This is a genomic window from Nocardia sp. NBC_00565, assembly GCF_036345915.1.
Classification (GTDB): Bacteria; Actinomycetota; Actinomycetes; order Mycobacteriales; family Mycobacteriaceae; genus Nocardia.
Genome location: NZ_CP107785.1, coordinates 1,181,908 through 1,204,831, shown reverse-complemented (window position 1 = coordinate 1,204,831; position 22,924 = coordinate 1,181,908). Strand labels below are relative to the sequence as shown.

At 61.8% G+C, this 22,924-nt stretch carries 17 protein-coding genes and 3 pseudogenes; 6 read left to right on the top strand and 14 right to left on the bottom strand.

Annotation, left to right across the window (positions count from 1 at the left end; genetic code table 11):
* Positions 1 to 226 precede the first annotated feature (226 nt).
* The 4 genes from OG874_RS05925 to OG874_RS05910 form a co-directional block, all read right to left on the bottom strand.
* Positions 227 to 949 carry an ABC transporter ATP-binding protein gene (locus OG874_RS05925; protein WP_330257196.1) on the bottom strand — a complete coding sequence of 241 codons (723 nt, stop codon included), beginning with the start codon at positions 947 to 949 and terminating at the stop codon, positions 227 to 229.
* Complete coding sequence (locus OG874_RS05920; RefSeq protein ID WP_330254106.1) at positions 936 to 3,704, bottom strand: branched-chain amino acid ABC transporter permease/ATP-binding protein; 2,769 nt, start codon at positions 3,702 to 3,704, stop codon at positions 936 to 938. Before OG874_RS05920 ends, OG874_RS05925 begins: the two co-directional genes overlap by 14 nt.
* Before the next feature lie 41 nt (positions 3,705 to 3,745).
* Positions 3,746 to 4,987 (bottom strand): ABC transporter substrate-binding protein, encoded by a 1,242-nt coding sequence (locus OG874_RS05915; RefSeq protein ID WP_330254105.1) that lies wholly within the window; start codon positions 4,985 to 4,987, stop codon positions 3,746 to 3,748.
* A 132-nt stretch (positions 4,988 to 5,119) separates the two neighbouring features.
* A complete protein-coding gene (locus tag OG874_RS05910; RefSeq protein ID WP_330254104.1) occupies positions 5,120 to 5,281 on the bottom strand; it encodes a hypothetical protein in 162 nt (53 codons plus the stop codon).
* A 258-nt stretch (positions 5,282 to 5,539) separates the two neighbouring features.
* Between OG874_RS05910 and OG874_RS05905 the strand changes: the two genes are divergently transcribed.
* Positions 5,540 to 5,680, top strand: coding sequence for a hypothetical protein (locus OG874_RS05905; protein ID WP_330254103.1), 141 nt, complete (start codon positions 5,540 to 5,542; stop codon positions 5,678 to 5,680).
* A gap of 255 nt (positions 5,681 to 5,935) precedes the next feature.
* On the opposite strand, the gene OG874_RS05900 is transcribed toward OG874_RS05905, so the two are convergent.
* The 10 genes and pseudogenes from OG874_RS05900 to OG874_RS05855 all read right to left on the bottom strand — a co-directional run bounded on the left by OG874_RS05900 (position 5,936) and on the right by OG874_RS05855 (position 18,135).
* The gene (locus OG874_RS05900) at positions 5,936 to 6,583 is read right to left on the bottom strand and encodes a nuclear transport factor 2 family protein (RefSeq protein ID WP_330254102.1); all 648 of its coding nucleotides are present in this window, start codon (positions 6,581 to 6,583) and stop codon (positions 5,936 to 5,938) included.
* The gene (locus OG874_RS05895) at positions 6,580 to 7,050 is read right to left on the bottom strand and encodes a nuclear transport factor 2 family protein (protein ID WP_330254101.1); all 471 of its coding nucleotides are present in this window, start codon (positions 7,048 to 7,050) and stop codon (positions 6,580 to 6,582) included. The genes OG874_RS05900 and OG874_RS05895 overlap by 4 nt, the downstream gene beginning before the upstream one ends.
* 48 nt (positions 7,051 to 7,098) lie before the next feature.
* On the bottom strand, positions 7,099 to 7,899 hold the full coding sequence (locus OG874_RS05890) for an enoyl-CoA hydratase/isomerase family protein (protein ID WP_330254100.1): 801 nt from the start codon (positions 7,897 to 7,899) through the stop codon (positions 7,099 to 7,101).
* A gap of 79 nt (positions 7,900 to 7,978) precedes the next feature.
* Entirely contained in the window at positions 7,979 to 8,953 is a 975-nt protein-coding gene (locus OG874_RS05885) for an NADPH:quinone oxidoreductase family protein (protein ID WP_330254099.1), read from the bottom strand.
* Between the two features lie 127 nt (positions 8,954 to 9,080).
* Positions 9,081 to 11,291: an AMP-binding protein gene (locus tag OG874_RS05880; RefSeq protein ID WP_330254098.1), complete on the bottom strand. Its 2,211-nt coding sequence runs from the start codon at positions 11,289 to 11,291 to the stop codon at positions 9,081 to 9,083.
* Between the two features lie 972 nt (positions 11,292 to 12,263).
* Positions 12,264 to 13,616 (bottom strand): cytochrome P450, encoded by a 1,353-nt coding sequence (locus tag OG874_RS05875; protein WP_330254097.1) that lies wholly within the window; start codon positions 13,614 to 13,616, stop codon positions 12,264 to 12,266.
* Between the two features lie 132 nt (positions 13,617 to 13,748).
* Entirely contained in the window at positions 13,749 to 15,281 is a 1,533-nt protein-coding gene (locus tag OG874_RS05870; RefSeq protein WP_330254096.1) for a ferredoxin, read from the bottom strand.
* A 113-nt stretch (positions 15,282 to 15,394) separates the two neighbouring features.
* A pseudogene (locus OG874_RS05865) lies at positions 15,395 to 15,544 on the bottom strand (SDR family NAD(P)-dependent oxidoreductase); the annotation flags it as partial.
* Positions 15,545 to 15,685: 141 nt separating this feature from the next.
* Entirely contained in the window at positions 15,686 to 17,347 is a 1,662-nt protein-coding gene (locus OG874_RS05860) for an FAD-dependent oxidoreductase (protein ID WP_330254095.1), read from the bottom strand.
* A gap of 46 nt (positions 17,348 to 17,393) precedes the next feature.
* A pseudogene (locus OG874_RS05855) lies at positions 17,394 to 18,135 on the bottom strand (SDR family NAD(P)-dependent oxidoreductase).
* Between the two features lie 71 nt (positions 18,136 to 18,206).
* Between OG874_RS05855 and OG874_RS05850 the strand changes: the two are divergent.
* The 5 genes and pseudogenes from OG874_RS05850 to OG874_RS05835 all read left to right on the top strand — a co-directional run bounded on the left by OG874_RS05850 (position 18,207) and on the right by OG874_RS05835 (position 22,717).
* A complete protein-coding gene (locus OG874_RS05850) occupies positions 18,207 to 19,250 on the top strand; it encodes an NAD-dependent epimerase/dehydratase family protein (protein WP_330254094.1) in 1,044 nt (347 codons plus the stop codon).
* Between the two features lie 330 nt (positions 19,251 to 19,580).
* A pseudogene (locus tag OG874_RS44635) lies at positions 19,581 to 19,793 on the top strand (alpha/beta hydrolase); the annotation flags it as partial.
* A 52-nt stretch (positions 19,794 to 19,845) separates the two neighbouring features.
* Positions 19,846 to 20,982, top strand: coding sequence for a Re/Si-specific NAD(P)(+) transhydrogenase subunit alpha (locus tag OG874_RS05845; protein WP_330257195.1), 1,137 nt, complete (start codon positions 19,846 to 19,848; stop codon positions 20,980 to 20,982).
* The gene (locus OG874_RS05840; protein WP_330254093.1) at positions 20,982 to 21,299 is read left to right on the top strand and encodes an NAD(P) transhydrogenase subunit alpha; all 318 of its coding nucleotides are present in this window, start codon (positions 20,982 to 20,984) and stop codon (positions 21,297 to 21,299) included. The genes OG874_RS05845 and OG874_RS05840 overlap by 1 nt, the downstream gene beginning before the upstream one ends.
* A gap of 2 nt (positions 21,300 to 21,301) precedes the next feature.
* The gene (locus OG874_RS05835; RefSeq protein ID WP_330254092.1) at positions 21,302 to 22,717 is read left to right on the top strand and encodes an NAD(P)(+) transhydrogenase (Re/Si-specific) subunit beta; all 1,416 of its coding nucleotides are present in this window, start codon (positions 21,302 to 21,304) and stop codon (positions 22,715 to 22,717) included.
* Positions 22,718 to 22,924: the final 207 nt, after the last annotated feature.

Below are 22,924 nucleotides of genomic sequence, written 5' to 3'. Positions count from 1 at the left end.
CCGAAATAGGTGCGGGAACTACGGCAAAAGATGGAACTGTCAGGCCAGTCGACAACCCGCTCCCGGCAACTGAGTACGCCCAGTTGCCGGTACTTCGACGTCAATGTCGTTGCCGCAGTGTGTAGTTCGTCAGCAGTGAAGCGGTCACCGGAGGCATCCTCGAGAACGAGCCCCTCCACCACGACCGTGGATAGTGATGTGCCTCCTTCACCGAGAGACCCCCGAATCAGCCCACAATGGCGGCGTCAGGTTCATGGTTTACCCCGAGGTAGGCCGCTTCGACGATGTCCGGATGCCGCAGAAGTTCCGCGGCGTCGCTGTTCACCACGATGCGCCCTTTCACCAGCACCACGGCTCGGTCCGCAACTGATAGAGCAAGTTTGACGTGTTGTTCGACCAGCAGTACAGCGATGTTCTCCTCGACCGCAACCTGCTTGATCACCGGTAGGATCGACTCCACCGCAATCGGTGCCAATCCCATCGACAGTTCATCGATGAGTAGCGCCCGTGGTTTCAGCGCCAGTGCGCGCCCGATCGCCAACATCTGCTGCTCTCCGCCGGAGAGTTGCCCTGCGGCAACTTTCCAGCGATTCAGCAGTGCAGGGAAATACCCGAGGATCCGATCGATGTCGGAGCTCTCGCTGGTCGCCAGCCGCAGATGGTCCGCAACACTCAGGCCGGCAAACAGCGCCCGGTCGTCGGGCACGAGCACCAAGCCCCGCTTCGCGGCTAGTCGAGCCTTACCTGCCGCTATTGCCGTCCCCGCCAACACAACGTTGCCGCCGAGACTCGGCAGCAGACCGGCCAGCGTCAGCAGCAACGTGGTCTTCCCTGCCCCATTGGGCCCCAGCAACGACACGATCTGGCCGCTATCGATAGACAAGCTGACTTCGCGAACACAGGGGCGGTCCTTGAAATATCCGGCCGACAAGCTGTTACATTCGAGCATTTTCCTCACAGCCTTTCGACGACACGTGCGGGGTACCGAGGTAAGCGCGCACCACGCGCGGATCGTTGCGAATCTCGTCCGGGGTTCCGTCGGCGATGACCGCGCCGAGATCGAGCACGATGATCCGGTCGCACACCTGAAGAACAAGTTCCATGTCGTGGTCCACCATCATGATGGCCACACCGGTATCGCGGACAGACCGCAACCGCTCTCCCAGCCACAGGCTTTCGCCGGTATCCAACCCGGCGGCGGGCTCATCGAGCAGGGCCAGGGTAGGAGCACCGGCCAGCACCCGCGCGACAGACACAAGTTGCCGCTGCCCCTGGGACAACGTCCCCACCGGTCGCTCGGCCACCGAATCCAATTCGAGCAGGCCGAACAGTGACGCCAACGCGTCGGCATCGGTGCCGCGGCGAGCCGCGGCGGGCCTGTGCCGCGCGGCGCCGCGCCCCACTTCGACGTTCTCGCGCACGGTGAGGTCGTCGTAGAGTTCCACTCCCTGAAACGAGCGTCCGAGCCCGAGCCTGCTGCGGTGATGCGGGCGCATCGAATCCAGCCGGACATCGCCGAGAACCACGTTGCCCTCGGCCTTCGTGAACCCGCTGATCGCGTCGATCAGCGTTGTCTTGCCCGCCCCGTTCGGGCCGATGAGCCCGAGGATCTCACCTTGCCGCACACGGATGGACACGTCGTCGACGGCGACGATGCTGCCGTAATTGACGTTCAGACCTGTTGCCGAGAACAGCAGGTCCCCCAACTGTCCTGCCGGTGCGACCTGCCCCGACACAGGCTTCACGAGATCGGCAGGAGGTACGACCGCCCCGGATGGCTTTCGCATACGGTCGAGAAGTCGATGGAACTGACCCGCGATGCCTTCCGGGTATCGGATCACGATCAGCACCAGCAGTATCCCGCTGATCGTGACGTAGTAAGGACCCAGATGCAGATACTGGGCGCTCAACGTGAATACGATCGCGCCCGGTCCGAGTGCGCCTGCCAGTATTCCGCCCGACACCGACGTGATTCCGGCGACATAAACCACCGCGAACAAACCGATTCCGGCGAATACCGAATATGACTGCGATGTGGCCAGGGTTTCCTGATAAGCCATCAGCGCGCCACCGAGTCCGGCGATGAACGCGCCGATCCCGAACGCGGCGAGCTTGACTCGCGCGACATCGACCCCTGCGGCGGCGGCCGAGCGCTCGTTGGCGCGGACCGCGAGCATCGAGGCCCCCAGACGGCTCCTACGCAACAACGCCACAGCCACAGCCACGACGACCAGCACGGTCAGGCACAGCAGCCCGAAGCCGATCCTCGGATATCCCTGGCCCGCTCCGATCCCGAGATCGAGACCGAACAGGGTCGGCGGCTTTATGTGCGCACCCGTCAGGCCCCCGGTGAACGCGCCGCTCTGAAACCAGAACGCATCCAAGAACACCGCCAAGGTCAGGGTGGCAACCGTGAGCGGCAGCCCGCGGACCCGCAGCGCTGGCAAGCCGAACACGACCCCGACCAGCGCAGCCACCAGCGCCGCCAGGATCGGCGCGAACGGGAACGGCACGCCGAGGTCCTCGCCCAGACGGCTGAGCGTGAATGCGGAGACACCCGCCAGTGTGAGTTGGGCCAGCGACACCTGCCCCGCGAATCCCGTTACCACAACCTGAGACAAAGCGATGACCGCGAGGATGAACGTTACGATGAGCGCCGTCCGATCAGCTCCAGATGTAGCAATCAACGCCACTACGGCGATCACCGCGGCGATCACCGTCGTCGACAAAATCCTCTCAGGACGCGGTGATCGTCCGAGTGATCGCGCCACCACCGCACCACGAGTGGGCAGCGGCTTGCCGCGGAATACCAGGAACGCGAGGATCAGAACCAGCGGCACCACCTCGGACATCCCAGCTCGCGGGAACCAACTGATAGTCGTCTGCAGATGGGTCCCCTCCGCCTGCAGCATCCCGATCAACAAACCACCGCCCACCGCGAGTGTCATCGATCCGAAGTTTCCGATGAAAGCCGCAGCCAGGGCCGGCACGATGAACAATGTGTAGGACAGCGGGACCAACGGAACTATCGGGGCGATCAGAATCCCGCTGATGCCGGCCACCATCGTGCTCAACGCCCAGTTGCCAATAGCAATGGTGTCCGGTGAGAGCCCGGTGAGAATGGCGCCCTTCTCCGACGACGCCGCCGCCCGCGTCGCCAAGCCGAACCGGGTGAACCGGTAAAGCAACGCCAGCAACAACGCGATGCCGATCACCACCCCCGCCAGGATGATCCGGTCCGTCGGCACGTGCGCGCCACCGAACCCGATCGAATGAGCCGGGAAGATCCGTTTCACCGATATCGGATTGGTGCCCACCCGCTGCGCCAACACGTCCTGCACCACCAGCATCACACCGATCGACGCCACCGCCTTGGCCACCGTGGAAGCGTTGCGCAACGGCCGGAAAATCGCCACGTACAGCACTGCTCCGAGCAGAGCGGCGATGGCCAGTGAGATGACGCAGGCGGGCAGGACACCCAGCGGGCCGCCCAGCGAGACACTCTTCGGCAGACCCGGTATGGGCACCAGCAATTCTCCCCGACGTAGGAAGGCGAAATTGTAGGCGACATACAGCGCCACCGCCCCAGTGCTGAAGTTCACGACTCCGGAACTGCGGAACGTCATGACGAGCGCCAAACCCAGCGCGGCGTACACCGCGCCATTACCCAACCCCAACGCGAGAAAAGCTAAATGTTGATCCACGAGCTATTGCACATCCTGTTGAGCGGGAACGGTTATCGGGACTAGCGGACCACTTGGGCGCCCGCCAACTTGCCGTCCTTGACGGTCTCGACGATCACGCCCTGTCCGCAGACCGCCTTCAACATCGGGAACTGCTTGCCGTCGCACGTGAACGTCAATCCGTCGCCCAGCGGAAGCGGCACATTATTCGACGCGCGCATCGCGGCACCGACCGACGCGGCGGTGATATCTCCCTGGATACCCTGAAGACTGCGTGTCAGGCCGAGCAACGTCTGATAACCGGAGAATGCGAAGCCATACATACTGGTTTCCGGCGAGTATTTCTGCAACACCGTACGAAATACCCTTGTGTCCTCATTGTCGGACGTTGCGTCGAAGGTTCCGAAAATTTTCGCGCCTTCGACTTCACTGCTGATGGAAGCCATAACATCCGGCCCCGCACAGGTCTGCACCGCCATTTTATCTGCGGTAGACCCCAAACTGGACAAGGCTTTGAATACCGACGTACACAGCGAACCGTCCCCGACGACGAATACCGCGTCAGGATGCTGAGCAAGCGCAGCGTTCACCTGAGGCGTCGTGTCGGGCGTGCCCAAAGGAATACCCACAACGTCCAACTGGACACCGGCCTGCTGAAATGCCGGCTCCGCCAGGAATTTCACCGTTGCAAGCACTCCGCCCGCATCGATGATGAGCAACGCAACCTTCTTATAGTGCTCGGCCGAATATTTCGCGGCCCCAGCAAACGCGCCCGGTACACCGCCGGTCAGGACGAAGGCGTTGTCCGCCGACATCTCGCTCCGACTCGCTCCTGAAACTGTCACATAGGGAATCCCGGCGTTTGTGATAATCGGCACCAAGGCGTCACCCTGGGAGGTCACCGGTGCCAGAACCGCAACGACACCGTCTGCCACCAGTTGGTTCGCGCAATTGCGAGCCGTCGCCGGATCTTCCTTTTGCGTGCATACCACCAACTGAAGTGGGTGGCCGGAGACACCACCGAGGTTCTGGTTCACATACTGAACCGCCGCCTCGGCAGCCGCCCGCGGCTCGGGCAACTGCCCCATCGGTCCGCCCTCCGGACTGACGTATCCGACCTTGATCGGCGTCCCCGTCGCTTTGTTATCGGACAGCGCTACCGTCGGACCGGACGAACCGGCACTATCCGGGCTGGAATTGCTGCACGCCGTCAACGCAAGACCAGACACCAGTGCGACCAGTCCCAGCCGCAATGCTGCCGACGAGCCCGTCCGCGACGAACGATTATCTACCATTTGTTCCATCTTCTTTCGTATTGCAGAGAATTTTCGAGCGGATCGACGCGCGTGCCCTCCGGCTCCACGTCATCCTTCATATGGACGCTTATTCCCGGAATGAAGGAAGCCGTCGTCATCGATGCGACCCAGGTCGCCGGTCTAAACCAACTCGGAAGTGAATACCTCATGGGTGAGGTCATCGCGGTGCCGGTAGCCGGGAGCCACCGTGCCGCCGCGTAGTTGGATTTCGCATTCGCACCCCGACGGGCCAGCCTTTTCCTCGACGTCGACGACGCGCAGGCTATTTCGGGTCTCATGCATTGCGGGTCTTCATGCATTGAGCTCCTTCACATCATGTGCTCAGCGACCCTGGCCGAAGGCACACGATCCCGTTAAGGACAGACTGGGCACACACCCAAATCCGTTCCTGCAGCGGCTCGAAACCACGACCCAGTAAAACTACACCGTTTTTCTACCACGCAGTGGCCCGCGTCACAAGACCCCCGCTGCTGTGGCCCCGGTGGCGGGCCTTGCAACGAGGGCCACTACCGGGGCGCAGTGGAGACGACAGTCGTGGCGATGGCACGACAGGCTGTGGATCGTCTCGGGCGCAACCTGCGCGGCGATATACGCAGCGCGTTCGCAATCACCGAATCCTGGGTTGCCGGCACCGATCTCATCCAGATCCAGTCGACAGCTGTTCTCGACGGCGACGAATGAGCCGTTGCTCGATGATCGTCGTCGAGCGAAATACGTGGGGGATGAACATCTTTCGCGACATCCCCTCGAGGCACAGTTCCAGCCACCAGATGGTCCAACGGGAGCCACAGCGCGCCGCGCGACGTTGCGACTAGCCGCGGCACGCGCGAGGTTCGCGCATCTGCTCGAGGCCAACGCCTGAGCCGAGGTCAACGCCCGCAGCAGCGACTCCTTCGCCCGCTGCTGCATTGCCCTGACCCGGGTTCCGGGCCTTGCTCAGGGAATTTTCGGGGCACACACTGTGCCGAGGCCGTAAATCCGCTGAAAGTTGTTCGTGATGTAGGCGCGAATTTCTGTGATCAGACCATTTTTCACCGTGAAGAAGTCAGCGTCATGGTCAACGAACGACGTATTGGTCGGCTGGAGGGTCACCCCGGGCAAGATGTTGTACGGCTTGGTCCACGTCCCTCTCTCGGTGAATTCGCACACGACGAGGTTTCCGATGGTGTTGAGGCTGGTCATGTCCCACGTCCAGTCCGGGAAAGCAGCAAAGAATTGCGTCCACGTGTATTCTGTCAGCTGCTTGTTCTGCGGCACCCACAAAGTGGAATCACCGATGCGCTGGAAGTCGTCGGACATGTACGCCAGACAGCCCTGGACATCATGCTTGACGTAGGCATCGTTCCAGGCTCGAACAACCTCCTCTGGACTTAGCTGGCTCGTCGGTGACTTTCTGCCCCGGGGCGGCCCGGCCGCCTCCGCCCGCCCGGGCACCGCCAGCACACCAACCGTCGTGACTGCGCCTAGAGCCGCCATAGCGGAGCGGCGTGAGATGTTTGTACTGGCGCTTCGGTCGGTGGCAGAGTTCGTCTTCACGGGATCCTCCAGATTGCCAGTTCGTGCGAAATTGTGTTCGGGTTTCATTTTTCTGGAGCGTTGCCGGTCGAAAGAAACTCTTCTATTTTTGAAACAAATCTAAATTTTCTATCGAGTTCATTTGTTACGTAAGCGCGAATCTCTGTAATGAGCCCATCTTTAACTTCGAAACAATCGCAGTCATAGTCGGTATAGGATTCTCCCGTCGGGGCCAGAACCAGACCTGGCAGCACTGGATACGGGTCGGTAAAAGTACCGTTCTCAGTAAACTCACACACCACCCGATCACCCGAGGCTGTCAAAGTTGTCATATCCCAGTGCCAGTCAGGAAATGCTTTGAAGAAATCAATCATGATCTGCCCCCAGTCCTTCTTGTTGATCGGCGTCCAGTGAGAACTGTCGCCCAATCGAATGAAGTCTTCGGACATAAGAGCCAATGTGGCTTCGAGATCCTTCCTGGAGTAAGCATCATTCCATGCCCTGACAACTTCTTCAGCCGTCATATTTTCGGCCATTTTTGAACTCCCATTTTTAGTGATCGCCCATGCATACATGCAGTCAACTCACTTGCCTTTGAAAACCGGCGCTCGCTTTTCCATCATGGCGACGACAGCTTCCATGCAATCTTCAGTCTGGCCCAACGCTGTTCCAACGCGAGCCTCGAATTGAAGCTGCGCTTCAAAACCCGGGTCTATCGCCTGATAGACCAAACGCTTGATGTTTTCCACCGAAACCGGGGGCATGCTCGCCAGCTTGTCAGCCAATTCCATCGCCGATTTCATCAAGCCTTCCGGAGACGTCACTTCTTTTACCAATCCACACTCCTTCGCCCATTGAGCGTCCCTTTTCTCTCCAGTACTCAGAAATTCGAGAGCGACAGACAGCGAGGTGACCCGCGGCAGGGTGTAACTAATCCCCATTTCAGCGGCCAAACCAAAATTGACGAACTGGGGTGTAAAAGATGCCCTTTCCGATGCAATGCGATAATCACAGAGACTGATCAAAGCCACCGCTATGCCAGAAGTAAAACCATTGATGGCGGCGATCGTAGGCTTCGGACAGTTATGCAGAGAAGAGGGAAGTACCTGATACGGGCCAAAGGGTTTATGGAAATTGAATCGCCCCGCCGATTTACCCATATCCGCTTGAATCTCGCTTATATATGCGGTGTCACTACCCGCACAGAAGGACTTTCCAGCGCCAGTAATAATGATCGCCCTGGTGTCTTCGTCCTTGCTGAGCTCATCCATACATTGACCGAACTCTTGCAAGGCCACGCCATCGAACGCGTTATGCTTCTCGGGCCTGCTCAATGTCAACGTGGCGACATGATTGACCTTGTCTACTGATATTCTTTCGTTCACCGTAAACTCAGCTCCTAAAAATCTCGTCGGCAACAACGCAAAATAAATGAGATATACTGCAAGACACCAGTCGCCACAGTCACAGTACCGCGACTACTCTGCCGATCACCTTTCGATCAACGAGGTCGGTCAGCGCATCAGGAATATCGTCAAATGATATTTCTTGTTTTCTCGGCCGGATCTTACCTTCAGCGTAGAGTTTAAGTAACTCCTCATGCGTGCGATCCAAGAACTCTTTATCATACAATGCAGCAAGAACACCCACTACTGAGCAGTTTTTGAAGACAACAGCCCCGGTGGCTGCATTCTTCCAACTTCCGCTCGAGTAGCCGATGGCCAACAGCCTCCCTTCATTGGCAATGCACTTGAACGACCGGATGAACACATCACCACCTACGGGGTCGAATATCACGTTCGCACCACGCCCCTCCGTAGCCTTATTGACTATTTCCGCAAAATCCTCCCCGCCGATATCGATCGCCAAAGAAGCCCCCAGATCGAGACATGCCTTGACTCTTTCTGGTCCCGTAGCGGTAGCGATAACCTTGGCCCCGAGTGCACGGCCCACCTGTATGGCAGCCGATCCAACGCCACCCGCCCCACCATGAACAAGTAGCGTTTCACCTCGCAATAATTGCCCTCGTCTGGCCAAAGCAATATATGCCGTTTGAAACGGGATCAGGAAAGCGGCCGCATCCTCATCGGGCATGCCATCCGGTATAGGATACGTCGCACTGATCGGGGCGAGGGCCTGCTCGGCAAACCCTCCATTCCCCTGGATAAAAGAAGTTGTGGCGATCACACGAGAACCAACAGCAAGATCAACTCCTGCGCCGGTAGCATTGACAATGCCGACCACCTCCTGACCAGGGGTAAACGGAATTCCCGGGTTGAAAGCGTAGGTTCCTCGACACATAAAAACGTCCGGCAAAGCTAAAGCCGCAGCTTTTACTAGAATACGTACCTCGCCGGGGCCCGGTTCCGGAACAGCTTTCTCACCGAGCTCCATTACCTTTTTCGGCTCGCCATGTTCGATAACCTGCCATGCTTTCATACATCTCTCCTCTATATCGTTCCGATATCGACACGCCGCCAACGGAGGACCGGCTGCCTCTACACCGCTGCGAGCAATTGCTTGCTGTCCATAGCGTGGGCCATCGGTATTCGCTTATCAGCTGTGTTCATGATGGTTTGGCGCGGGATGCGCCGACCATGGCCACAGCGACCACCGCAGGTTGAGTGCCGCGATTGTGCCAGCGGTGTCGAGTACCGTTCTGGATGTTCACGTCGCCGGCGCGCAACGTCGTCTCGATTCCGTCGTCGAGTTCGAGGACAATCTCCCCCGACAACACAATCTCCATATCGACGGTTTCGGTGGTGTGCATCCCGGGGCTGTCGAAGTCGTTGGTTTCCAGCACACCGGGCAACTTGTCCTGAAGCTCACGCAAACCGGCGTCGATGTCGACGCCGTCGAGGTTTCCGTGGCCTTCACCGGGCGGCAAGGTCAGAAGGAAGAATCGGTAGCCGCCCAACTGCGGGAAGAACGTCGTGCTGGGGCCGATCGCGCCCGAATCGGGAAACGTGGACGGTGCGTCAGCTCGCCACAATTGGTGGTAGACAGTGCTGGTCATCGCGACAGAGATCGGTTCGACCAGTCGATCCTCAACGAAAACCGCCTTACCCTGCGTGTCGTGGCCGGTCACGACACGTCGGACGGACTCAGGCCTCCTCGTTGCTGATGCAGGGCTGTCCGATGGGATTGGGTCTACTGTGAAGTTATTGCGAATGGCCAGGCGATGAATCTTCTCGCTGGCATTGCGGGGTAGGGGCGTGTCCGTCAGCCTGATGTATTTGGGTACCTTGAACCCGGGGAGTGCGTTTCGCATGTGGCGGCGCAGTTCGTCCTCGGTCGGTGCGAAGCCCGGTTGGGGGTGGCACACCATCGCTAGTTCCTCGCCCATGGCGTCGTCGGGGACGCCGAACACGGCGACCTCCTTGACCCCGGTGTGGCGGTAAGCAACGTTCTCGATCTCGACCGGGGCGATGTTCTCCCCGCCGCGGATGACGATTTCTTTGATTCGTCCGGTGATGTGCAGGAAGCCGTCGTCATCGATGCGACCCAGGTCGCCGGTGCGAAGCCAGCCGTCGGAGGTGAAGGCATCGTGCGTGAGGTCATCACGGTGCCAGTAGCCGGGGGTCACTATGACGCCGCGTAGTTGGATTTCGCCTTCGTGTCCGGGCGGGAGAACCTCCTCCTCGACGTCGACGACGCGCAGGTCGATGATCGGGGAGACGATACCGGCAGCGGTTGGTTTCAGATCGAAAACCGGACCGCTCATGGTCGCGCACACCGACGTGGTTTCGGTCATGCCGTAGCCCGACGACCGATTCGCTATGCCGAGTTTGTCGCTGATCAGGTCCGGAAGATCGGCGGGGGTCGCGGCCCCAGCAGCAGCGACTCGCGCTATCGAGGACACATCGTGGTCGGCAAGCCGCGGATGGGTCAGCAGATCTTTGAGAATCGCGGGCACGGTCGACATCATCGTGATCTTCTCGGCTTCGATCACTTGCATCGCCGTTTCGGCGTCCCATTTGCGCAACAGGACAATCTTATGTCCGACCGCGCAGGGCAGCAGAAAGCCGCCGAAGAGTCCGGTCGCGTGGAACAGCGGCACTGTGACCAGGTGGGCCTCGACACTCGCTTCTGCGCGCAGCTCGACAGGGCCGCCGAATTCGACGCCCAGGAAGCCAACCAGCATCATGTGCATCAGCGACTGCCCGACCGCGATGTGCCGGTACAGGACTCCCTTGGGGTGACCTGTGCTGCCGGAGGTGTAGAGCAACAGCGCCGTGTCGTGCGTGGCCTGTGGTGCCTTGACGTAATCGCGCCCTCGACCCGCGGCCACGGCATCGCGGATGGTTCGCACGTCCAAGTGCGGCACCGACTCGAGTCCGGTTTCGTCTCCGTCGACGTCGCTGAACAGCACCGGAATGCCCCGTTCGGACAGTACGTCGACACCCAACCTGGTACGCGGCAAGTCGGCCGCAAGTATTGCCGGATCCGAGTCACGCAGGGTGAACTGCAACTCTTCGGCCGAACCCCAACTGTTGATCAGCACCGCGACGGCGCCGACGTGAACGCTGGCCGCAAAGGTGATGATCCAGTCCGAACAGTTGCGCATCGCGATAGCTATCCGGTCCCCCGGCTGCACCCCCATGTCGTGCTGCAACGTGGCCGCCAGCGCATCGACATCGGCAAAGAACTGGTCGAAGGTCCACCGCCGGTCGGCGAACACCAGAAAATCCGCGCCGCCATGCCCGCGACCGAACTGCAGGATGTCCAGCAAAGTGGGTGCCGCGTTGGTGAACACGCGCTGAGTCACGCCAGCCACGTCGCGCTCGTTTACTTCGAACATCTGACCAGGGCCAGTGAGACGGCGGACAGTCGCATGGACGACCTCGGGAGTTAGATCCCTGGACACGCCGGGGCTTGCCGAGTCCGACACGATCGCACCAGTTGTCTTCATGTATTTGAACTCCTTCGTAGCATGCGCTCAGCGAGCCTGGTCGAAGGCACACGATCCCGTCGTGGGCAGGCTGAGGCGCAGCCCAAACATCCGTTCCCGCAGGGCAGGAAACCGCCACACGGTAAAACTACACTGTTTTTCTACCATGCAGTGGCCCTCGTCACAAGACCCGTGACCAACTGCTGGCGCCCCCGGCGGTCGTTGCGTGCCTCTACCGCCGGTTCTCGCCGAGCCTGCGCGATGTGCATACTCATGGCCAAACCGGCTCCGAAGTGGTCCCTACCAGCCAACACCTGCGGGTATCGCGCATTACCTGCCCCTCGGCAGGGTGGGTCCAGGCAGAACGGTCTGGCTAGGTCGCGAGCCGATCCGGAACAGGAGGCGATAAAGGACGGCTCTCGCCGCAGCAACCGTCCGGGAGGCTTTGCCCGCCGGTTGGAGTGAAGTGCGGTGGCGAACTCCGGGCATCACAGGTCCTTACCGACTCGGCCCGGGCTGATGTGATCGATCGGCAGCGAAGGCTCGGTGGCTCGGTGGGCGAAGACAGATGTCTATCCGCCGTCTCCACAGCACTCCCAGCGCGGCGAGGTCGGCGGCACCGCCGGATATTGGCGACGGTCAGCAGGATCATGAAGAACCCGAACTCTCCCGGCCGAACGGTGCGTACGTGGAGGCGTGCCGGTGGACGCCTCCACCGGCACGCCCAGCCGCCGAGGACTGCTGGGCTAAACCTGCCTGCTCCACACCGTCAACGGATCACCCGCGGTCGGTATGGTCCGCGAGGCCAAGACCGGCATGCTGTCTCCTGGACAGATCGACGTCGTCGTGGACCGGATGTCACCGCTGACGGCGGCGGACGCGGACGCGGCACGGCTGTTGCAGCTGCACCACCATCTTGGAGTGGTCGTTGCGGTAGGTATCCGAGGGCTGCGCCAGCTCGAATTCCCAGTCCCGCAACAGAATCGAGAAGATCGCCTTCAACTGCATGAGCGCGAACGGCGCCCCGACGCACCGATGGCGCCCCGCCCCGAAGGGGATCCAGGTCCAACGGTTGACGATGTCTTCCTGCCGTGGGTCGAGGTACCGGCTCGGATCGAAAGAGTCTGGTTCGGGGAAGTCTTCGGGAATGCGGTTGGAGATCGCGGGAGTGGACGCGACCATGTCACCGCGAGCGATGCGGTGACCGCATACCTCGAATTCGTCCTGCGCCACCCGCATCAGGATGATCAGCGGCGGATGCAGGCGCAGCGTCTCCTTCAGCGTCGCTTCGAGATTCGGAATCTGGCGCAGTGCGTTGTGACTGACCTCGGACCCGTCCGCGTACAACTCGTCGAGTTCGGAAACCACCGTCGCCAGGATTTCCGGATGCCGTAGCAGCTCGATGATCGTCCATGCGGCGGTCCCGGACGTGGTGTGGTGTCCCGCGAACATCATCGAGATGAACATGCCGGTGATCTCGCTGGCCGAGAAGCGCGGCGCGCCCTCGTCGTCTTTCACCGAGATCAGAATGTCGAGTAGGTCCCGGTCGTCCTTGTCGGTCGACGGATTCGCCTCGCGCCCATCCATGATGCTCTGGACGAGTTCGACCAGTTTGACGCGAGCCTCGTCGCGCTTGCGGAAACTCTCGATCGGCGCATAGGGATCCACGTATGCCAGTGCATCGGTGCCCTGTTCGAGTTCGTGATACAAATGCGCGAACCGCGCGTCGAGCTGGTCCCGGAACTTCTTGCCGATCAGGCAGGACGAGGACGTGTAAATGGTCAACTCCGCGAAAAACTCCAGCAGGTCGATCTCACCCTCGTCACCCCAAACGGCAAGCATCCGGTCCACCTCAGCGGCGATGGTCGCGGCATGTCCCTTCATGTGATCCGCGCGCAACGCCTGGTTGTGCAGCATCTCCTTGCGCCGTTCAGGACTCGCGTCGAATACCACGCCCTCGCCGAAGATCGGCTTCATAAACGGGTAGGCCGACCCTTGATCCAGCTCGTCGTCGCTCGCGCGGAAGAAGAACTCGTTGGCTTCGGATCCGGAAAGCAGAATGACCTCGTTGCCGGCGAGTTCGAACGACCCGACGTCACCGCATTCACTTCGGACACGTCGCATGAGCGCGATCGGATCGGTACGGAACTCCTCCAGGTGCCCGTGATCGCCTGCTCCCCCGGACACTCGCTGAGGCTTGACCAGCGTCATTGGAAAACCCTTCTCGAACCCTGTCCACTAGTATGGACACATGTCTGGACATGTACTATGAATACTTGTCCGGGACAAGGTTGGGATGATGAAATGCGTTGGGATGATGAGAGACGGTGACGCCGCTGTGAATCAGCGCGATGCGCTGGTACCTCGTTGAACCACGGTCAGCGGCAGCGGAATGCCGCGGTCGGTGAATTGGAATTCCGCACCCGTACTGAAGCGAGTGATCGCGACTTCGTCCGCTTCCGGAAACGACTCCGCTCCCAGTAGGAAGCCAACGGCAAGCTCGTCGGCGGTATTGGTGACGACGTACGGGATATATCGCGGGTTAACCCCTCGGGCCATGGCGGCGAGCGGAGCGAGTGCGTCCGTATCGACCAGCGCAGGCCACACCCCATCACGACTCGCGCCACTGTTTCGGGGAATACGGATGCGCACGCCGACTTCGCTGTGATCGATGCAGATTCCGGTGTACGGCAAGGGGTTCCATGCGGGATGCAGACTCAGCACCTGGGCCAGCGCCGCGTCGTCATCACCCAACCCGAGCGCATCGCGAATGCGGGTTGCGGTCAGGCCGGCGATTCCCGTGAACTGCTTGCGCGCGATATCCACCGCTGCGTCGTCGTCCGCACGTTCCCTGACCGCAATGAGAAAGCCAAGAGCCAGGAGGTGGTGTTGCAGACATACTTCGTCGGCCATTCGGATCAGCGCTGATTTGGAGAAATCCGCGAAGCGCAGGTCGCTCAACAACGGACCGCTGTAGTCGGCTCGACCGGCATCACCGCGATCGATCGACTCGAGCTCGATCGTCGCCGCACACGACGCCGCTATCAGGTCGAAGTTCGATGGGACCGCCGGCGGGATGTGCCGGGAGTCGATCACCACCGTCCACGCGCATACCGGATGTCGATCCGCGGGCACCCGCGGCGGACGGTGAATCGGACGGACCTGGGCATAGGGATTGGTGGCCAGCGCCGTCGCGTCGAAGGTCGGATCCTCGATGTCGTGGCACATCGACTTCACATACGCCTCGCCCATGGGTTCGACGTCCGCCAGCGCGCCACAATGGTCCAGCCAGAACTCACCATGGTCGTGGTCATCGACGCGGAACCGGAAGTCCATGAACTGAGGTGGTGCGCCGATATCGAGCTGCAGCCCTTTGAATATCGTCTCCACACTGTCACCGGTGAACCCGAGCGCACGCTGCATACGACGGGTGTAGACGGGGCTGGCGAGTTGCCACTCCTCGATCGCCACTTCGGTCATGCCCGTACGCCCGAACGCCGCGATGGTGTGCGCCATCCCGGAGCGGTCGATCAAATGCCCACTCAGCAGCAACTCGGGCAGCAGCATCGCCAGCTCGTCGCGCTCGAGGGCGGTGTACGCGCTGTCCGATTGCGTTCGGAAACTCACCCTAGCGGCTCGATCGGAATCAGCCACAGCAGTGGTCCTTTCATGGAGATTCGAGCTTTCATCGTTTAATGTGAGTGCCTGCGTCGGGCAGTAGCGCACGGCGTTATCGACGCCCTCGCGCGCGTCGGGACCCGGGTGGGAATCGAGGATCTCGACCTTGCCGCGCTTGGGAACGGTGAACACCTCGGGCGCTTCCGCCTGGCAGACCGCGTGTCCCTGACACAGGTCGAGATCAGCGTGAATCTTCATGCGCCACTCCGGGATTCGGCGAGCTTCTGCGGCACGCCCGGCTGCACTTCGACAAGTACCAGATGGCTGCCGCGCAGTGCGGTCACCACGGAGGTGATCGCCGCGGCCATCTCTAATCGCTCGCACTGATCGACCCGGCGCGCTCCCAACGCAACCGGAAATCCCTGTTCCGCAAGCATTTCTGCGGTGGCCGAGCCGATGCCCGACGAAGCCCCCGCGATCAGTGCGGGTCGGCGGCCGGGGTGTGGTTCGAAACGTGGCATATCAGGAAACCTCCACTCGGATGAGTAGGTTGAGAGACAGAGTTCTGGACAACTGTCTGGACAGTATCATCGACACCGGTCCGTCACAACGGTCAAATCTGATGAACCTTCGATGCGACAGGCGGGTTCGTCGACCGATGGTCATGGACGGGCCGCAGCCACCATCTGCTCTGTACGTGTGAACTTCACCCGCGGGCGATTGTTCTCGGCACCATTGGCGCGTTCAGCGGCATCGATCAGTCCCCACCCCTGGCGATCCACCAGATTCGGGCAACGCCCACCCAACAATGCCGTCAGATCCGCGCGGCCCTGCACGGGCGTACCCAGCCGACCCAAACTGAAGTCGTCGACAAGCGCGTCCACCGTCTCTTCCGCGTCGCGACGGTTCGTGCCGATGACTCCACGCGGGCCGCGCTTGATCCAACCGACGGCGTACACCCCTGGTAACACTCCGGCAGCATCGACCACTCGACCGTTCTCGTTCGGAATGATCCCGGCCCTGGGGTCGAATGGAACGTCTGGCATGGCCGCACCGCGGTAGCCGACCGCGCGCAATACGAGCGATGTGGCGATGTCCTCGGATTTGGTGGTGGGAACTGCCTCCGCCACACCGCCGGACTCGCGAATCTCGTTGAGGGTCAATCGCACCGACTCGACGCGATCTCGGCCGAGCAGAGCCTGCGGCGAAGCGAGGAATCTGAAGACGATCCGGTTGGCGTCTGCGATCACCGGCCGCTGTGCATACTCCTGCGCCAGGGTCAGCTTCAGCCGTGTCGCCGGATCGGTGATCGGATCCGCCAGTGCGGCGGCGACGCTCTCATCAAGATCGGACGGATCGATGATCACCTCGGTACCGGGCAGGCGGCCGAGGGCGAGGAATTCCGGTCCGGTGAAGGCACCCTGCCGCAATCCGCGCCGCCCGACCAGGACCACTTCACGAATATTGCTCTCGCGCAGCACCTTCAGGGCATGGTCGGCGATATCGGTGCGTCCCAGTTCCTGCGGGTCGGCCGTCAGCACCCGAGCGATGTCCAAGGCGACATTTCCATTGCCGATGACAACCGCGCGTTCCCCGGACAGATCGAACTGCCGGTCTGCGTAGTCGGGATGCCCGTTGTACCAAGCGACGAACTCCGTCGCGGAGAAGCTGCCCGGCAGATCCTCGCCAGGAATCTCGAGTCGGCGATCACCGGACGCGCCCACCGCGTAGATGACCGCATGGCAGTGGTCGAGTAACTCGGCGTGCGAAATATCATGGCCCACTTCGACATTCAGATGGAAACGCACCGCGTCGCGCTTGAAAGCCCCCGCGAACATCGATGTGACGCCGCGGGTTTCGGGATGGTCGGGGGCGACTCCATAGCGGGCCAGACCCCACGGTGCGGGTAGCCGGTCGAACATCTCAACCTCGACGTTGCCGCGCGCGATCAGTTGTTCCGCCGCATAGCACGCCGATGGACCGGTGCCGATGATCGCAACTCGCAGCGGGCTCGAATCACGTGGCAGCCGAGTGGGGTTCAGTGCATCGTTGATCCCCGGATCCAAGGGGTGATGACGGAAGTAGGCAGCGTTGATCTCGGCATAGCGCTCGTAGCCCGCCGGCAGTTCGTCCTCGGCGTGAATGGCCTGCACCGGGCACGCCTCGACGCACGCACCACAGTCGATGCAGGTGTCGGGGTCGATATGCAGCATCTCGGCGGCCGCGAACTCCGGGTCACCGGGCCGCGGGCGTATGCAATCGACCGGGCATTCGGACACGCAGCTGGCATCGTTGCAGCAGCGCTGAGTTATTACGTAGGCCATGAGGATCGTCCTGGTGAAAGCGAAGAGGTGGAAAGGATTCCGAAGGTCAGTGCGAGCCGAGGCGGCGGTTGTAGTCCGCCCGGGCGGTGCGATCGATTTCGTCCGTGAAGGTGTGGTCCATACCCAGCCGACGCGCGAAGTATTCGCCGATCGGGCGCGGCGTCAGCTTGTTGAAAGCGGCCAGTACCCCGGCCAGCCGGGTAACCGACACACGGCTGCGCGGCCGGGCGATCAACCTGGCAATCGCGGCCGCGACATCCTCTGGTTGGGCGACTATCCCCGACGGTGCATGCATGCCGGAGATGAGCTCGGTGTTGGTGAAGGTTGGCAGCACCGCTGAGAAGTGCACGCCGGTCCCCCGGTGTTCGAGGCGCATCGCCTCGGTGAATCCGAGTACCGCCTGCGAACAGGTTGATCTCGAGAATGCGACGGGTGATCGCGTCGGTTTCCTCCGCGAACCGGCCGAGGGGCATGATTCCCGCATTGTTGATAAGCACGTCGACCGGGCCGAGCTCCTGCTGGATGGCGCCGAGGAAAGCGCGAAACGAGTCCGGGTCGGTCACATCCAGAGGCAACGCGGCAGCGAGGCCCAGGTCCGCGCCCGTCTGCACGACCATCGCCGCGTCGATATCCCCAATGGCGACGACAGCGCCCGCCTCCGACAAACCCGCAGCGATCGCTCGGCCGATGCCCCGAGCACCTCCGGTGACAACAACCACCTTGCCCGCGAGGGCGTACTGCACTGCTCGCGAGTATCTGCGTCGATGAGCGAGATTTCTATCGGACATGTGTCCGGATACTATTCCGGACAATGGTCTTTATCAACACTGCCCGCCCGGACTGAAAGGAACCCCGAGCAATGTCCGACAGTGACACTCGCCCCGACAACACCCGAAAGAGCCTGGTGATCGGCGCAACCGGCTTCCTGGGCTCACACGTGGTTCGCGAACTCGTGGCGCGCGGCGAACAGGTTCGCGTCCTGGTCCGGCCGAGCAGCAACACCCGCCCGCTCGACGGCCTCGCAATCGAATCGGCGGTCGGCGAACTGACCGACACGTCCGCTGTCGAGTCAGCGGTTCATGGATGCAGCATCGTCTACTACTGCGCGGTCGACACCAGAGCTTGGCTCACCGACCCAGCGCCGCTGTACGCGACCAATGTCGACACCTTGCGCGTGGTCCTGGATGTCGCGATCCGCCACCCGCTCGATGCGTTCGTGTTCACCAGCACCATGTCGACGATCGGGCGCCACGGAGCGCGACCGGCCGACGAGGATGACGAATTCGATTGGGCGACAGAGGCAGGACACTACGTGCGGACCCGCGTAGCCGCAGAAGAACTCGTACTCGGGTACGCCCGCGACCATGGACTGCCCGCCATGGCCATGTGCGTCGCCAACACCTACGGCGCCGACGACTGGCAGCCCACTCCGCACGGCGCCTTCGTGGCAGGCGCCGCTCTCGGTCGACTACCGTTCACCGTCTCCGGCGTCCGCGCCGAATCCGTGGGAATTACCGATGCCGCGCACGCGCTGATCCTGGCCGCCGAGCGTGGACGACCCGGGCAGCGCTACATCGTCGCCGAACGCAGCATCGACCTCGGTGAAATAATTCGGATCGCGGCCACCACCACAGGCCGACCGACACCCCGGCTCGTATTGCCACGGCAGGTATTGAGCATGATCGGCACCTTCGGCACGATTGCCGCTCGCCTTACGGGCCGATCGGTCAGGCTCACCAAAACCACCGTGCGCCTGATGCACTGGATGCCCGAGATGAGCCACGCCAAGGCAGAGCGCGAACTGGGCTGGCAACCGCGCCCGGTGACCGAAGCCATCCGCGACGGTGCCCGCTTCTGGGTCGATCGCACAACGCGACACCACCGGAATCTCACCGAGCACTAGACTGGACATATGTCTGGACCGTGTTCCAAACGCATGGTAGCTTCACCGCACCTCCGAAAGGAACGCGATGAGGATCCGTGCCGACATGGTCAACACCCAACTGCGGATTCCGGGTCTGCTGATACGTTGCCTGGCCGCCGATAGCAGTGTGCAACGGCTGCGCCTCGCCGGTCGATTGATATCCACGGCGTTGCGGCTGACCGAGCTGAAACAGCCACAAGGCATGCGGGTCAACGAGTTTCACGTCGATCGTGACGACGGAACGCGGTTACGCGTCATGGCCTACAGCCCGCTCGCGCCGGGCGCTCCCACTGCTGGACTGAACCGTTCCGCGACGAAACGGTCGCCTATGCCGAAGCCCTCCGATCTGCGGGTGTCCCAGTCGAATTCGAGATCTATCCGGGCTGTTGGCACGGCTTCGACCGTTTGGTCCCGACCGCGGACATCAGTCAGCGCGCGATCCGTTCGCGAGAGCGCTGGCTCCGATATGCCCTGCGGAATTACTTCGCTCCCCAACCCGGAGCGAGCCTCGATCGTGCCTGAGCGCGTTGCCGTTCGCCCGATCACGACGAAAGGAATTCACTGAGTGGAAACACTGGACAGTCCAGCCGAACCCGACGCGTATCAGTGGACGCGGATCGGGGTCGTTCGGGAAACCGAATCCGACGAACGACGTGTTGCATTGGTGCCGCAGATAATTCCCGCTCTGCGCGCGCAGGGCGTGGAGGTGATCGTCGAGACAGGCGCGGGTCTGGGCGCGCTCATTCCCGATGACCTTTACACCGCAGCCGGGGCGACCATCGGCGATCCCTGGGGTGCCGATGTGATCGTCAAGGTGGCCGCGCCGAGCGACTCCGAGATCGCCAGACTGGCCGACGGGCAGACACTGATCGGGTTTCTTGCACCGCGTAATGCCGACAATAAGATCGGCGCTTTGAAGGCCGCCGGGGTGCAGGCCTTCGCGGTGGAAGCGATTCCGCGTATCTCCCGCGCGCAGGTCATGGACGCTTTGTCCTCGCAGGCCAACGTCGCCGGATACAAGGCAGTGCTGCTCGCCGCCTCGGAATCGACGCGGTACTTCCCCATGCTGACCACCGCCGCGGGCACCGTGAAGCCCGCGACCGTGCTGGTCCTGGGCGTGGGCGTGGCCGGTTTGCAAGCGTTGGCCACGGCAAAGCGATTGGGAGGCCGCACAACGGGCTACGACGTGCGGCCCGAGGTCTCCGATCAGGTGCGCTCGGTCGGTGCGCAGTGGCTCGATCTGGGTATCGACGCCGCCGGTGAGGGCGGGTACGCCCGCGAACTCACCGACGAGGAGAAGGCCGCGCAGCAGCGGGCTTTGGAGGATGCGATCAAGGGGTTCGACGTGGTCATCACCACCGCGCTGGTGCCGGGTCGTCCCGCACCGCGTCTGGTCACCGCGGCCGCCGTCGAGGGCATGAAGCCCGGCAGCGTCATCGTGGACCTCGCGGGTGAGACCGGCGGCAACTGCGAGCTCACCGAGCCCGGCAAAACCGTTGTGCGCCACGGGGTCACCATCTGCTCGCCACTGAACCTGCCGGCGACCATGCCCGAGCACGCCTCGGAGCTGTACTCCAAGAACATCTTCGCGCTGCTGGAACTGATGCTGAAGGACGGTGCCCTGGCACCCGATTTCACCGATCAGGTGCTCGCGGATTCCTGCGTCACGCGTGAGCGCGGCGAATCGATCGGATCGAGCGTGAAAGCCTGATGTACACAGAACTCCTCGCGAATATCGCGATCCTGGTGCTGTCCGGATTCGTGGGCTTCGCCGTCATCTCCAAGGTGCCCAACACCCTGCACACCCCACTCATGTCCGGCACCAATGCCATTCACGGCATTGTCGTGCTCGGCGCGCTTGTGGTGTTCGGCAAAGTCGAGCATCCGTCGGTGCTCATGCAGATCATTCTGTTCGTCGCTGTCGTGTTCGGAACCCTGAACGTCATCGGCGGTTTCGTCGTGACCGACCGCATGCTCGGCATGTTCAAGACCAAGAAGGCCGCTGCGCCGGAGAAGGCGGGTAAGTAGCCATGGACAATCTGGTCAATATTCTCTACATCGTCGCCTTCTCGCTCTTTATCTACGGCCTGATGGGGCTGACCAGCCCGAAGACGGCGGTGCGAGGTAACTGGATCGCCGCCGTCGGTATGGTGATCGCCGTCTTGGCAACCCTGATTTCAATTCGCGGCACCGGCAATTGGATCGTCATCATCGCAGGCCTGATCGTCGGCGTCGCGCTTGGCGTGCCTCCCGCACGGTTCACCAAGATGACCGCCATGCCACAGCTCGTCGCCGCGTTCAACGGCGTCGGCGGCGGTACCGTGGCGCTCATCGCTTGGGCCGAATTTCTTGATACTGAGGGATTTTCGCAAACTGCCCACGAGCCGCGAGCACATATCGTGTTGGGCTCCTTGTTCGCGGCGATCGTCGGCTCGGTGTCGTTTTGGGGTTCGGTCATCGCCTTCGGCAAACTGCAGGAGATTCTGCCCGGTCGCCCGATCAGCATCGGCAAGTTTCAGCAGTTGTTGAATCTGCTGCTGCTGGCATGCGCGGTCGGATTTGCTACTGAAATCGTTGTTGGAGCCGCCAATGACGGTGTGCCGCAGTACTGGATGATCGGTGTGCTCGTGTTCGCGGGCGTTCTGGGGCTCATGGTCGTGCTGCCCATCGGTGGCGCGGACATGCCGGTCGTCATCTCCCTGCTCAACGCGCTCACCGGTTTGTCCGCTGCCGCAGCGGGTCTGGCGCTGAACAACACCGCCATGATCGTGGCCGGCATGATCGTCGGCGCGTCCGGCACCATCCTGACCAACCTCATGGCCAAGGCCATGAACCGGTCCATCCCGGCCATCGTCGCCGGTGGATTCGGTGGCGGCGGAACCGCTCCCGGCGCTTCCGGCGACGGCGAGCAGAAGCAGGCCAAGGCCACTTCGGCCGCCGATGCCGCGATCCAGATGGCCTACGCCAACCAGGTCATCGTGGTCCCCGGCTACGGCATGGCCGTGGCCCAGGCTCAGCACGCGGTCAAGGAAATGGCGGACCTGCTCGAGGCCAAGGGCGTCGAGGTCAAGTACGCGATCCACCCCGTCGCCGGTCGTATGCCCGGGCACATGAACGTGCTGCTGGCCGAGGCCGAGGTCTCCTACGACGCCATGAAGGAAATGGACGACATCAACGGTGAATTCAGCCGCACCGATGTCGCCCTGGTCATCGGCGCGAACGATGTCACCAACCCGGCCGCCCGCGAGGACGCTTCGTCCCCGATCTACGGCATGCCGGTGCTCAACGTCGACCAGGCCAAGTCGGTCATCGTGCTCAAGCGCTCGATGAACTCCGGCTTCGCCGGCATCGACAACCCGCTGTTCTACGCCGACACCACCTCCATGCTGTTCGGTGATGCCAAGAAGTCCGTGAGCTCGGTCACCGAAGAACTCAAGGCGCTCTGATCCCTTTCATGCCGAACGGCGCGGTCTCAATCGAGGCCGCGCCATTCTGCGATGGGCGCACTTATCCAGCACTGTTGCCGTTATCACCGTAACTTTCCGGGGTCACACCGTTGTGCCCGGACCAGCACCTGGAATACTATTCGGACACATGTACAGTCCATTGTCTAATTCGGATGGTTCCGCTGCCGTCGATGCCGACCGAGCCGA